The following is a 13,642-nucleotide window of genomic DNA, read 5'->3' as shown; positions in this document are numbered from 1 at the left end:
ATACTTGCCCGGATATACTCAATTACAAATTTATTAAAGGGGAATTCGCGAATGGCCGAGACTGAACATCGTCCGACCAACTTTATTCGGCAGATCATTGATAAGGATCTTGCTGCAGGCATTCATGACACGGTTAAAACGCGATTTCCACCCGAGCCAAACGGGTTTCTTCATATCGGTCACGCCAAATCGATTTGTCTGAATTTTGGGATTGCAGAAGATTACAAGGGAACTTGCAATCTGAGGTTTGACGATACCAACCCGGCCAAGGAAGACATTACTTACGTTAATGCCATCGAGCAGGACGTGCAGTGGCTGGGTTTTGAATGGGACGGTAAGCCCCGTTACTCTTCCGATTACTTTGACCAATTGCATGCCTACGCCAATGAACTGATTGATAAAGGGTTGGCATATGTGGATTTCTCAAGTCAGGAAGCCATGCGCGAAATGCGCGGGACACTGACTGAACCCGGCAGCAACAGCCCGTTTCGGGATACCTCACCAGAGGTAAATAAGCAGGAATTCGCCAAAATGACGGCCGGTGAATACGGCGAAGGTGAATGCTGTCTGCGTGCAAAGATCGATATGGCATCGCCGTTTATGTGCATGCGCGATCCGGTGATCTACCGGGTGAAATTTGCGCACCATCACCAAACCGGTGAAAAGTGGTGTGTATACCCCATGTACGATTTCACCCACTGTATTTCGGATGCGATTGAAGGGATCACTCATTCATTGTGTACCCTTGAGTTTCAGGATAATCGTCGTTTGTATGACTGGGTAATTGAAAACATCTCCATTGAATGCACTCCGCGTCAGTATGAATTCTCCCGTTTGAATCTTGAGTACACCGTACTCAGCAAGCGTCGCCTTATCCAACTGGTTGATGAGGGCCATGTTGCCGGCTGGGACGACCCACGGATGCCAACCATTGCCGGGCTGCGTCGCCGCGGTTACACACCGGGCTCCATTCGCGAGTTTTGTAAACGCATTGGCGTAACAAAAATGGACAACATGGTCGAGATGGGTATGCTGGAAGCGTGTATTCGTGACGACCTCAACACCGCTGCTCCCCGTGCAATGGCTGTGCTGGACCCAATTAAACTGGTTATTGAAAACTACCCGGAAAGTCAGTCTGAAGAGTTAACTGCCGCCAATCATCCCAATGATGAAAGCATGGGATCACGCACGCTGCCGTTTTCCCGTGAAGTGTGGATAGAAGCGGAAGACTTCCGCGAGTCTGCAAACAAGAAATTCAAGCGTCTGGTGCTGGACAAGGAAGTGCGCCTGCGCAATGCCTATGTGGTGAAGGCGGAGCGCGTTGAGAAAGACGCTGAAGGTAATGTCACTACCGTATACTGTACCTACGATCCGGACACACTGGGTAAAGACCCGGCCGATGGGCGCAAGGTTAAAGGTGTGATCCATTGGGTTGATGGTAATTCCGGCCTGCCGGCGGAGTTTCGTTTGTATGATCGCCTGTTCAATGTGCCAAACCCCGCTGCGCAGGACGATTTTGTTTCTTCCATTAACCCCGATTCACTGACAGTCAAAAAGGGGTGGGTTGAACCTTCTGTGACTTTGTCTGCACCGGAATGTGGTGGCTGGCAATTTGAACGCACCGGTTATTTCTGTGTCGACAAAGATTCAACCGAACAGCAACTGGTATTCAATCAAACGGTTGGCCTGCGTGATACCTGGGCGAAAATTGCCGACTAATCTGCGCTAGCAACACTGGCCGGTAATACATTGAAACGGGAGCTTTTTGCTCCCGTTTTTGATGCCATTTGAAATGGATCAATTGGCGGCTCCGAATTTTTCTCCCTACCCAATTTCATTTAGTAAGTGCACAGCCTTCTAAAAAGCATCCAATTATTAAAAAAAAGCAACCTACAAGGTTTTTCCCCATTTATGTACTACCTTTTTATTCACCTGTGGCGGACAGCGCTACGAAATCCCCTCTGCGGAATCGTTGTTTTCCGAAATCCGTTGCTCATGCTGTGTCATTGAGGGTGCCAAGTTGAGGCATGGCCTGATTGGTGTTTTGATGAAAAGCACTGTGCCAGACGTTCGTTCAAGTACCTGCCTGGGTAACTACTGTGTTTTAACGCTGAGAGGTGCACGTTTGGAATATTCATTGACTTGCTGATGCGTGCCTGGCGTTGTGTTTTTCTTATAGACACCAAAGGAGGTGTGAGATGGCAGGAAAATTTGAGCTGTATGTGGATAAGGCAGGAGAGTTTCGTTTTCGTCTTAAAGCCGCCAATGGGCAGAATATACTTGCAAGTCAGGGGTATAATGCCAAAAGCAGTTGTGTGAATGGTATCGAGTCGGTTAAAACCAACGCACCTAACGATGACATGTTTGAACGTAAGGTAACTGAAGCCGGAAAATTTCTGTTTAACCTTAAGTCTCCCAATCATCAGGTGATTGGCACAAGCCAGTCGTATGAATCTGAAGCGTCTATGGAGAAAGGTATTGAGTCAGTGAAAAACAATGCCCCGGATGCGGAAGTGGTTGAAATAACTGAGTGAGCAAAATTAAAAAGGCCGCCCTGTATCGCTTTAATGTTCAGGGCGGCCTTTTTATTGTCTCGGGAAACTTTATCAGGGGGCCGGATAACCGTAGTTTGCCTGAATTCCCAATGGAATGCCGAGCCACCAGTAAAGCATTAAAAACAGGGTCCAAACCAACAGGAAGCTGATTGAAAAGGGCAGCATCATCGCAGTAAGGGTGCCAATTCCTGTACTCGTTACATAGCGTTGGCAAAAAACCACAACCAGGGGAAAGTAGGGCATCAATGGCGTAATAATATTCGTGCTTGAGTCCCCAATCCGATACGCTGCCTGGGCCAAATCCGGCGATATGCCCAATTGCATCAGCATGGGGATAAAAATTGGTGAAAGAAGGGCCCATTTGGCCGATGCCGACCCAACAAACAAATTGATGATGCCGGTCAGAACAATGATACCGCTAATGGTTATCCCTGCTGGTAATGCCATTGCCTTGAGAAAATCGGCGCCTTTCACAGCCAGTAAAACCCCAAGATTCGACTGTCCGAACGCATAGATAAACTGGGCAATGCAAAACATTATCACCAGATAATAACCCATGCTCTGCATGGCTTTGCTCATGCCTTCAACAAACTGTTTTGAGCTTCGGATGGTACCGATAATCGCGCCGTAAACCACTCCGGGGATAAGAAAAAGTAAAAAGATCAGGGGAACGATGGATTTCATCAGCGGGGCAGAAAAGGCGGTAAGCGAGCCATCTTCACCGCGCCACGGAGAACTGGCATAAGAAGCACTGAGTGCAAGTAACAGCAAGCCAACAACTACCGAGATGAGCGCCCAGCGAAGTGCTTTGCGTTCCTTGGTGCTTAGCGGTTCCATTGTGGGCAAATCAGACATATCGCCGTCAACAGGATTGCTCTGAAGCTTGGGTTCCACCAGTTTATCAGTAATCAGCCAGCCCACGGCAGTTACTATAAGGGCTGAGGCCGTGGTGAAATAGTAATTGTTCAGGGGGTTGAGAGTGACAGTGGGATCGAGAATTTGTGCACCAGCCTGGGATATGCCCTGGAGCATCGGGTCCAGCGCTGAGGGCACAAAGTTGGCGGAAAAACCACCCGACACACCGGCAAATGCCGCGGCAATTCCTGCCAGTGGGTGTCGGCCGGCAGCATAGAAAATAACACCACCAAGCGGGATAACAAGTACATAACCTGCATCGACGGCAGAATGACTGACAATGCCTATCAGGATTGTCATCGGCGTCAGCAGCCATTTGGCGGTTACCGCCAGCAGTGAGCGTAGCCCTGCGTTAATGAACCCGGAATATTCCGCAACGCCAATACCCAGCATGGCAACCAGTACTACGCCTACCGGATGAAAGTGGGAAAAATTGGTTACCATAGAAGACATGAGGCGGGTGAGGGCGTCACCGCTGAGTTGGTTGTTGATGGTAAGCGGGTTTCCGGTTCTTGGGTCTGCCACATTGAAGTCGATACCGGACAGCAACCAGGACAACAGTCCCACTGCGGCCAGCAGGTACAAAAACAAAACTGCAGGGTCGGGGAGTTTGTTCCCCCAAACTTCAACCCTGTTGAGGATACGTTGTACAAGAGATACTGATGGTGTGTTCATGACATGGCTTATGCTTAACTTGAGTCAGGTTAAACCAAGTTACTGTATATTGTGCCCGAATGACAGAGGGGAACCATTCATGAACAGGAAAAGCCGCTTACGAGACCTTTCCCGATTTACCGGCCATGAAATTAAATGTAATCGAGTACTGGAGCCCAGTGTAAGCTGAGTGGGTTTTGATAGGGATTGCTGTGCGCCAGGTGCTCAACCCTGAATTCTACCTTTAAGGTTTGTTTAATTTGTTCGGCCCGGTTTGCGTACCCCGCGGAGTTCAGGACCTGGTACTTGAGTGTCAGAAGGCGAATGGCTTCTTGTGGGCCGTTGGACGCAAGACGCTGATCAATCAGGTTCAATGCCGTTTCGTAGTCTCCTAGCTTGCTGTAAGTATCTGCTCTGACTAACGTTACTCCCAGTGGGGTTTGCCTGTCTCCAGAATCCAGTTGCTGTAACATCTCGCTGGCTGTCTCGGTTTGATGCAATTGGCTCAAAGCCACTGCAGTACGGTGCTTGAGGCCCTTTGGAACCAGATCCAAAGTGCCATATCGGGCCATAATCAAGTCAACAATTTCGCTGTTTTTACCCTGCTTCTGCAAAAGAAAAATTTGCACAGAAACGGTATGAAACAACAGGCTTTCTTCCTTTCGTCCCGTCAGTGTTGAGCGATTGTCAAACCAGTTTTCAATTTGGCTGTATTGCTGGTTCAGTTCATCTACATTGCTGCTTAATGCGTTCTTGCTTAATGCCACCAGTTCCTGCGTCTGCTGGTTGAACTCCCGGTTTTCCTCATTATTCGGGCGGAATATAACCATTTTCTTCTGGTTTGCTCGAAACGCTTTCATTTGCAGTGCGACTTCATGAAGGTCAGTCGATTGTCGCTTGTTTACTTCGATGTCATAGGCGTTCAGCTTATTAGTCTGAGCATGGGTAATCGATGTGGACAATAGGCACGTAAAGGTCAGGGCCATCAATTGAATCGCTAGTGGCTTAATAGTGGTGGTTATCATTGGAGATCCTCGTTTTGGTATAAAGGAAACTACGTTTGTAGTATTTTTGTAACTACGAATGTAGTTTTTGGCCGAGATGTTGTCAAGATCCCCAACTGGACAAGGTACTATTTCGTGATGAATGAATCAGTGTTCTGCCTGCAGGAAGATCGCTTCGGGATCAAAAGCGCCCCGAAGCGGATATCAGCGAACGCTGACGGTAGTGTGTTTCATTGTTGGTAAAGTGGGCTATTTGGGTTGGCAATCCAGAGACTGGCCGTTGACCCCTTTACTGTCCGGGCCCATGAGATACAAATACAATGGCATGATCTCAGCAGGCGTTTTGAGCTTGGTGGCATCTTCTGCAGGGAAGGCTTTTGCCCGCATCTGGGTGCGGGTGGCGCCCGGGTTGATGCAATTGAAGCGCACATTACGATTGGTGTATTCAGCAGCCAATACCTGCATCATGCCTTCGGTGGCAAACTTTGAAACACTGTAGGTGCCCCAGAACGCGCGCCCTACACGCCCGACACTGGAGGTGGTAAATACTACGGAAGCATCGGCTGATTTGCGCAGTACACCCATTAATGCCTGAGTCATGTATGCCGCTGCACTTACGTTAACCTGCATGACCTGCTGCCATTCTTCGGGTTTGATTTCTTCAAACGGGCACAGTTCGCCCAGCAGCGAAGCATTGTGCAATACGCCATCAAGGCATCCGAACTGGTCTTCGATGGTTCTGGCCATATCCTGATAGTGCTTGGGGGTTGCACCGTTTAAATCCAACGGCACAATGGCGGGTTCCGGGCCCCCGGCTGAAATTATCTCGTCGTATACTTTTTCAAGTTTTGAAACGGTGCGGCCCAGCAATATGCAGGAGGCACCATGGGATGCAAAGGTTTTTGCCGCTTCGGCACCAATGCCATCTCCGGCACCGGAGATTAGGATAGTTCGGTTTGTAAGCAGGCCTTCAGGCGCTTGGTACTGGTTCATGATAACTCTTATCCAAAAATGCCCGCCCTGATTCCGGGAAACAGAGCGAAGCAGATAAACTGCCCAGATGATACTGGCCTCAGCGCGGTTGTAAACTGCCGCGTGACAAAAATCGCAGTGAAAAATATTGATTACAAAGTGTTAACAAACCTTTGCAAAGTTGCATTAAAGTCAATAATATTAATCTATCAATAACTGGTCATACTTGTTTGAAAAATCACCTATGTAGGCGTGAATAGCCGCCAATGTGTCGCGACCAGCCTGTAACGACGAACAATTAATGAACAATAATTAGAAGAATTAAAGGGAGAAATAATGAGAAAACTCTTACTCAGCTCTAGTGTTGCTCTGGCACTGGGCCTAGTTGGGTGCGGTGGTTCTGAGACCATTGAGGACATTCAGAATGACACCCAAGTGATAAGCCCTATCTCTCGTGTACTGTTTGACCCGGGCAATGGCGACCTGAATGTTCCCAATGATTTGCTCATGCTGCCCGGTGATGACGGATTTTTTGATTACACCCTGAACATTCCGGTTGCCGATCCGGAAAATTTTGGTGATCCGCAAAATGCCCTGAATGTGCTTGATGGCTGGTCAACCTTGCAACCCTTTGTGATTGATGTCGTCACGGCTTCGGGAGTCTCCCTTGATGCGTCGAGTCTTGCTGCAGGTGTGCACATTTTCGAAGCGACACTGGGGCTGGATCAGTCAGACCCAGACTGCGCTCAGATAAGCATTCCTTCTGCCGGCTGCAAAGTAGGCGAAAAGCTGCAGTACGGTGAAGATTTTGTGTTGTCTCTGGTTGATGACAACACCATTGCCGTGGTACCTCTGAAACCGTTAAAACCGGCCCATGGTTATATGCTGGTAATGACCACCGATCTTAAGGACTCCAGTGGTACGTCAGTTCAGGGTTCTACCAGCTGGGAGCTGGTTCGTCAGGACATCAACAGCAATCCGTTGAGCAGTGAAGACCAGCTTAGTTTGCAGGGTTTGGTAAACTCATTGATCAATCCGTTGCTGGGTATTGGCTACGAGCGTGAAGAACTGACGTACGTTGCGGCATTCACCACCCAGTCTACCGACATTGCTTTACAGTCAATCAAAAAGACCATGGTTGCCGAATATGCAGCTCGTGCTGCCGCCGGAGATCCAACTGCCGGTCAGGCATTGCCCGCCATTGTAGTGAGCGATGTGGATTCCGCGCCTAATGCGATGGAAGCGTTAGGCCTGGTCAGCGATGAAACACTGGCCGGTGCAATTCAGCAAGGTGTTGCAGGCCTGCCACCCGAAGGTGAGGTTCTGATCCCACTGATTGAAGCACAGGATTTCTCCGCGTTGCAGACCTGTGACGGATTACTTGGAACGGCGTCTGGCGCAATGAGTGCGGTTTGGGGCCCATTGAATGATTTTGCTGTAGCGGTTTCAACCGGCATACTTGGCCAGGCAGGGCCGTTCTGTGCGGCATCACGTTATCAGGCGTCCATCTCATTGCCATATTATTCTGGTGTTCCCCGTGCAGAAAACCCGCTGGCACCGGTTAATGAATTTTGGCAGGCTGCGTGCGACAGTGGAGTTGTTTTAGCTCAGGCTTCTCAGGAAGTTCTGGCTTCTGCCACGCCTGGGCCGAATCACATGATGTGTCAGCAGGTTGGGCTGGTTGATTTGCGGGTTAATGGTGAAATGCTTGACCCGGCGCGAAACATCACCCGCTATAACCCCATTCCTCAAACTATGGGTGGAAATCAGGGTTTTGAAACTCTGGATGTACAGGTAACTGTACCCAATCCGGCCGTGGCAACTGCATTAGGGTACCCCATTAGTAAACCCGAAGCTGGCTGGCCGGTGGCGATATTGGCCCACGGTATTACCCGCAGCAAAGAAGACATGCTTGCCCTGAGTGGTGCACTGTCTCTGGCGGGCGTGGCTTCAGTGGCAATCGACTTGCCTCTGCACGGCAGTCGCGGTTTTGACCTCAATGGTGACGGTGTTGATGAGATTAATGCGACCACTGTGAGCGCCACGCACTTCATGAACCTGGGCAGTCTGCCAACCGCGCGTGACAACACCCGTCAGAGTTCTTCTGACTGGCTTGGGCTGCGCCTGGGCCTGAATGCGCTGGTGGATACTACAGCCAGTGGTGACGTGGATTTTGACCTTTCCAAAGTTTCCTTTATGGGGGTTTCCCTGGGGGCAATCACTGGCATGAATGCAGTAGCGGTTGCGAATAGTACTATGGGGGGGCAACTGGCGGCACTGGACCCATTGTTCAAGGTACAGCAGGCCTCACTGGAATCGCCGGGCGGCGGTCTTTCACAGTTCCTGATTGAATCCCCGTCGTTTGGCCCACTTATCCAGGGTTTGCTGCTAACCGAGTCCTCGAGTGAATTTGTTGCCTTGCTGGAGCAGCTTTATGGCACCAGCGATGTGAGTGAGGCACAGCTTCGTGAAGCGGTTGGTATCTTCAAGGCTAACCTTACTGCCGAACAGCTGGCGGAAGTGAACAGTACGCTGGCACAATTTTCATTTGCGGCGCAAACCGTGCTTGATGCAGCGGATCCTAACAACCATGCTGAGATCCTCGGCGCCAATACGCCGGTACATATGATGTCAGTGGTAGGGGATGGAAGTGCTGAGAATCTGCCAGACCAGGTGATTCCAATCAGCACCACCGTGCCGTTGTCAGGGCAGCAATCACTTGCTGCGACCATCGGTCTGGAGCAGGTTTCCAGCACGGTTTCCGGAACTGAACCGGTCAGCGGCTGGGTGCAATTTCTGCAGGGTGGTCATGGCTCCAGCTTGAGCCCTGAGGCCAGTGCAGCGGTGACGATGGAAATGCAGCGCCAGATTGCAGGCTTTATGGCTTCGAACGGCCTGGTGATCTCTGTGACCAACGAAGCGGTTGTGAAAAACTAAAACTGATCACAATCCATGCGAAAAAGGCCAGCGAAATGCTGGCTTTTTTTGTTTACATGAGAAATGCGAATAAAACGTTAACGCCTTGTTAACTTGTCTGACCTGTGATAAATCTGAGTGGATTTTTCAGATATCATCAAATTTAGGAGTTCGGATGATTTTCAAGCATTTAGCGAATAAAAATGCATCAAAAACCCTGCCTTCCAGGATCCCTCACGCCAAACCATTGCTTACCCTCTCAGTTTTACTTGCTCTTGGTGGTTGTGGCGACAATCAAAACTCGTTTGACTCAGTAAACAAACCATTGCCAGAGCCGGTTGAGCCACCGGAACCAGTTGCAGAGCCCATCCCTGCGTTTGACGAAGACGGTGTACTGACGGCCGATATCCGCTGGACCGATTATGGGGTGCCACATATTACTGCCGATAATCTTGAAAGCATGTCCTACGGCGTCGGTTATGCATTTGCCAGGGATAATCTGTGTGTTCTGGCTGACCAGATAGTCAAATACAACTCCCAGCGTGCAAAGTTTTTTGGCCCTGACGAAGTGCCGGGAAGCGGTGATGCAAAAAATTTGATCAACGATTTTGGCTACCTGACTCTGGGTATCCGTGAACTTGCAGAGCAGAATCTGGCCGGGCTTTCTGCCAATAGTCGTGCCATGTTCCAGGGTTATACCCAAGGCTATAACCAGTATCTGGCCGATACGCCCCAGGATGAACTGGATCCTGCCTGCGCCGGTCAGCCGTGGGTAACCGATATCGACAGTGTTGATCTGTTGACTTACTCACTGGGTGTGGCGTTACTGCCCGGCGCAGCCAATTTCCTCGGGCCGATGTTTCTGGCAGCCCCTCCGGGTGAAGATTACGCCCCCGTACCGGTTGCGCAGCCTGTAGCCAGTGCCACCCATATTGAGGTATCTCCCGCTGTCACTGTACCCGAACTTAACCGTCAGGAGCTGGGCTCAAACGGTTGGGGGCTGGGCAGTGACAAAACCGAAAACGGAATGGGTATGGTATTGGCCAACCCGCACTTCCCGCATACGGGTAACTTACGTTTCTGGCAGTTCCACACTACTGTTCCCGGCCACCTCAACGTAATGGGCGGCTCACTTTCCGGTTTGCCCGGTGCGGTAAATATCGGGTTTAATGAAAATGTGGCCTGGACGCATACGTTCTCAACCGCAGAACACTTTGTTGTGTATCAGTTGCAGCTTGATTCTTCAGACAGTCAGCATTTGACTCATAAGGTCGACGGAAGCCGTCGTACCATTTACAGCAAAGATCTCACTATCGAAGTGGCCACCGGTCCGGGGTCCAGCATCACCATGGGGAAAAAGGCCTATTACACCAACTACGGCCCTATCATTGAAGTTCCCGGCAGCTTTGACTGGAGCGAAACCAACGCCTTTGCCATTAAAGACGCTAATTTGCCTAATTTTGATGTTGTCGATCACTGGTTGGCCATGAACATGGCCGGCAATATGGAAGAGTTTAAACAGGCCTTCAAAGATTACGACGGCGTGATCTTCAACAACACCATGGCGGCTTCCCGAGAAGGGGAAGTGTTCTATATCGATGACTCGACGGTGCCACACCTGACCAGCACGGCAATCAACGAACTGACTACCAACCCGCTGTTGATAGGCATCAAGCAGCAGGCTGGCTTTACAGTATTGCCCGGCTATTTGTCGGCGTTTGATTATAACCGTCCGGTGCCGTATGAACTCGCACCCAAGTATGAAGGTACCGATTCGGTTCAAAACTCCAATGACAGTTTCTGGCTGACTAACCTGGACTCACCCATAACAGGTGTGTCACCGCTGTATGGCAAAACTGGCAATCAGCAGTCGCTTCGTTCACGTCTGGGGCAAATTTTCATGCAGTCTGCGGGGGGCAGTGACGGCAAGTTTAACCCGGTTGAACTGGAAGACATGCTGGTTAATAACCAGAGTTTTCTGGCCAACGAAATCAAAGAGCAACTGCTGGCTATATGCGAGGCCCAGGGCGGCACGCCGGTTGATGTTGATGGCACCAGCGTGAGCCTGGTTGAGGCCTGCTCGGCGTTGGCGCTTTGGGACGGTACCATGAATACCCAAAGTGTGGGTGCACATCTTTTCCGTGAGTTCGCCTTCCAGTTTGCCAAGGCGCCGCAGTGGCAAACGCCATTTGATCCGGAGCAGCCGGTGGCAACGCCAAGCGGATTGCTGGCGAATGACACCACCTTAATGCAGCTGGCAACGGCAGTTAAGCTGGTTAATGATGCAGGCATCGAAGCAGATGCAACGCTCGGTCAGGTGCAGTTTGTTGAACGCAGTCTGCCTGATGGCAGCGCTACCGGGGTTAAATTACCGTGGGGTGGGGCGCACAACATCGAAGGAGGCTTTAACGTGTTTAATATTGCAACGGGCAATAACGGTACTTTGCTGCCCAGACACACTTACGCTCCGCTCAATGCTGATACTATCCTGAGTGCCGAAGGCAAGGGGTATCACATCAACTATGGCAGCAGCTGGATGATGGTGGTGAACTTTACTGAGGACGGACCCAAAGCGAGAGGTCTGCTGTCTTACTCACAGAACAGCGCTTATGGTAAGGAGCACAGCCAGGATCAGACCGAACTGTATTCTCAGCAGCCGCAATTGCGCGACATCGTATTCACCGAGCAGGAAATTGCCGAAAATACGTTGCAACAAATCCGGTTGTCGTCACAATAAACAATCGCTGGTAGACTAGCGCAATAAATTGATAATGAGTAAAAAGGGCGGCCTTTTCAGGCGCCCTTGGATGCTTTTTTGTTTTAGTGGGAGACACGTTTGGATTTTTTGTACGAATATGGCCTGTTTTTGGCCAAAGCCCTGACCCTGGTTGTGGCAATTGTAGTGGTATTGTCATCCATGGTGGCACTGGCTCATAAGCAGAAGCACGGCAAAGGCCAGCTTGAAATATTGTCATTATCTGAACAGTTAAAAGATATCACCCATTACGCCCGTTCTGTGCTGCTCGACAAAGCGGCCATGAAACAGCTGGCCAAGCAGCAAAAGAAGGAAAACAAGCAGCTTAAAAAATCCAACGACACAAGCAATAAACCGCGTTTGTTTGTGGTTGAATTCAAAGGCTCAATGGACGCCCATGAAGTGGAAAGGCTGCGGGAAGAGATTACCGCCATTCTGTGTGTAGCGGAAAAGCAGGACGAAGTGCTGGTGCGGCTGGAAAGTGGCGGTGGTGTTGTACACGGATACGGACTGGCGGCTTCGCAACTTCAGCGAATCAAGGATAAGGGCCTGACTCTTACCGTTGCCGTTGACAAAGTGGCTGCCAGTGGCGGATACATGATGGCCTGTGTGGCGGATAAACTTCTCGCCTCGCAGTTTGCTTATATTGGCTCTATTGGGGTGATTGCCCAAATGCCCAACTTTAATAAATTGCTGAAAAAGAACGACATCGATTTTGAACAGCATACCGCAGGCGATTTCAAACGCACATTAACCATGTTTGGTGAAAACACCGATGCCGGGCGTGAAAAATTCCGTCAGGAACTGGAAGACATTCACCATTTGTTTAAAGATTTTGTTCATTCCCAGCGCCAGTCTCTGGACATCGAAAAGGTTGCTACTGGTGAATACTGGCCGGGTGTGAAAGCCAAAGAACTTGGCCTGATAGACGAAATCATGACCTCTGACGACTATGTGTTGCAGGCGTATCCGGAACGCGAAATCTACAGTGTGAAATACTCGCTGAAGAAAAATTTTGCCGAACGTATGGGGATGTCTTTTGCAAGTGTAGCGGAACGCACTGTGATGCGACTGTGGGGCCAATCCCGTTCCTGGTTCAGCTAGGTAACCCATTCCAATATGGCTAAAGACACCAAGGTGCGCATCCTCAATGCAGCGGAAACCCTGTTCGCGGAGCAAGGGTATGCGCAAACCTCCATGCGCACCATCACCGCCCGGGCTGATGTCAATCTGGCTTCGGTGAACTACCATTTTGGCAGTAAAAAAAATCTTATCCAGGCAGTACTCAAACGCTATTTTGATTTACTGATGCCGCAAGTGGATGAGGCCCTGCTCACGGTGCAACCCAGATTAGGCGCCCAGGGCGTTGAGGCGGTTCTGGCGGCACTGGTGCCGCCGATGATGACGCTCAGTCAGTTTCGCTCCAATGGTACCGAGATCTTTGTTCAGCTGCTTGGCCGGGGCTACAACGAAACCCAGGGGCACCTCCGCCGTTTTATCATGAACGGATATGGTGAGACGGTTGGGAACCTGGTTGCTGCCATACGGGCGTGTTTACCACAGATACCCGACCAACAAATATTCTGGCGCCTGCATTTTGCAATTGGAAGCTTCGTATTTTCCATGGCGTCGAGTAAAGCACTGAAAGAAATTGCCGCAGCCGACTACCATCAGCAGGTGGAAATCGCAGATGTGATCAATAATCTGGTTCCGTTTGTTGCCCAGGGCATTGCTGGCAGTCCGGTGGCACCCGATTGAAAAAGGCGCGGGTCCCGGATCAGAAAAGTGTGGGTTACTTAGCGAATGAATGTGTCCTCAATAAAGGGCTCTGCGTGGTATGCCATATCTTTTAAAAAAGTGGGTTGTGCTTC

At 50.2% G+C, this 13,642-nt stretch carries 9 protein-coding genes; 6 read left to right on the top strand and 3 right to left on the bottom strand.

Annotated features, from left to right (window positions below):
- Window positions 1-51: 51 nt before the first annotated feature.
- Window positions 52-1,719, top strand: a complete 1,668-nt coding sequence (glnS, locus tag DXV75_RS08150; protein WP_115592914.1) for a glutamine--tRNA ligase — start codon at window positions 52-54, stop codon at window positions 1,717-1,719.
- A gap of 479 nt (window positions 1,720-2,198) precedes the next feature.
- Window positions 2,199-2,534: a YegP family protein gene (locus DXV75_RS08145; protein ID WP_115592913.1), complete on the top strand. Its 336-nt coding sequence runs from the start codon at window positions 2,199-2,201 to the stop codon at window positions 2,532-2,534.
- A 72-nt stretch (window positions 2,535-2,606) separates the two neighbouring features.
- Here the strand turns inward: DXV75_RS08145 and DXV75_RS08140 are convergent, their stop codons facing one another.
- The 3 genes from DXV75_RS08140 to DXV75_RS08130 form a co-directional block, all read right to left on the bottom strand.
- Window positions 2,607-4,145 (bottom strand): AbgT family transporter, encoded by a 1,539-nt coding sequence (locus DXV75_RS08140; RefSeq protein ID WP_115592912.1) that lies wholly within the window; start codon window positions 4,143-4,145, stop codon window positions 2,607-2,609.
- Window positions 4,146-4,276: 131 nt separating this feature from the next.
- Complete coding sequence (locus DXV75_RS08135) at window positions 4,277-5,149, bottom strand: hypothetical protein (RefSeq protein ID WP_115592911.1); 873 nt, start codon at window positions 5,147-5,149, stop codon at window positions 4,277-4,279.
- Window positions 5,150-5,377: 228 nt separating this feature from the next.
- On the bottom strand, window positions 5,378-6,121 hold the full coding sequence (locus DXV75_RS08130) for a YciK family oxidoreductase (RefSeq protein WP_115592910.1): 744 nt from the start codon (window positions 6,119-6,121) through the stop codon (window positions 5,378-5,380).
- Window positions 6,122-6,436: 315 nt separating this feature from the next.
- Here DXV75_RS08130 and DXV75_RS08125 point away from each other — a divergent pair, with 315 nt between their 5' ends.
- From DXV75_RS08125 to DXV75_RS08110, 4 genes are all read left to right on the top strand, one after another.
- Window positions 6,437-9,037, top strand: coding sequence for a VolA/Pla-1 family phospholipase (locus DXV75_RS08125; RefSeq protein WP_115592909.1), 2,601 nt, complete (start codon window positions 6,437-6,439; stop codon window positions 9,035-9,037).
- A gap of 154 nt (window positions 9,038-9,191) precedes the next feature.
- Window positions 9,192-11,753 (top strand): acylase, encoded by a 2,562-nt coding sequence (locus DXV75_RS08120; protein ID WP_115592908.1) that lies wholly within the window; start codon window positions 9,192-9,194, stop codon window positions 11,751-11,753.
- 99 nt (window positions 11,754-11,852) lie between these two features.
- On the top strand, window positions 11,853-12,875 hold the full coding sequence (gene sohB, locus DXV75_RS08115) for a protease SohB (RefSeq protein ID WP_115592907.1): 1,023 nt from the start codon (window positions 11,853-11,855) through the stop codon (window positions 12,873-12,875).
- Window positions 12,876-12,890: 15 nt separating this feature from the next.
- Window positions 12,891-13,529: a TetR/AcrR family transcriptional regulator gene (locus DXV75_RS08110; protein WP_115592906.1), complete on the top strand. Its 639-nt coding sequence runs from the start codon at window positions 12,891-12,893 to the stop codon at window positions 13,527-13,529.
- Window positions 13,530-13,642: the final 113 nt, after the last annotated feature.

It is taken from the genome of Alteromonas aestuariivivens, assembly GCF_003367475.1.
Taxonomy (GTDB): domain Bacteria; phylum Pseudomonadota; class Gammaproteobacteria; order Enterobacterales; family Alteromonadaceae; genus Alteromonas; species Alteromonas aestuariivivens.
This window is presented reverse-complemented; position numbering and strand designations above follow the sequence as displayed.

Excerpts from the sequence above, each read along its gene's own strand:
- DXV75_RS08110 (WP_115592906.1), top strand. The coding sequence starts at position 12,891 with ATGGCTAAAGACACCAAGGTGCGCATCCTCAATGCAGCGGAAACCCTG.
- DXV75_RS08135 (WP_115592911.1), bottom strand. The coding sequence starts at position 5,149 with ATGATAACCACCACTATTAAGCCACTAGCGATTCAATTGATGGCCCTG.
- glnS (WP_115592914.1), top strand. The coding sequence starts at position 52 with ATGGCCGAGACTGAACATCGTCCGACCAACTTTATTCGGCAGATCATT.
- DXV75_RS08125 (WP_115592909.1), top strand. The coding sequence starts at position 6,437 with ATGAGAAAACTCTTACTCAGCTCTAGTGTTGCTCTGGCACTGGGCCTA.
- DXV75_RS08140 (WP_115592912.1), bottom strand. The coding sequence starts at position 4,145 with ATGAACACACCATCAGTATCTCTTGTACAACGTATCCTCAACAGGGTT.
- DXV75_RS08130 (WP_115592910.1), bottom strand. The coding sequence starts at position 6,121 with ATGAACCAGTACCAAGCGCCTGAAGGCCTGCTTACAAACCGAACTATC.
- DXV75_RS08145 (WP_115592913.1), top strand. The coding sequence starts at position 2,199 with ATGGCAGGAAAATTTGAGCTGTATGTGGATAAGGCAGGAGAGTTTCGT.
- DXV75_RS08120 (WP_115592908.1), top strand. The coding sequence starts at position 9,192 with ATGATTTTCAAGCATTTAGCGAATAAAAATGCATCAAAAACCCTGCCT.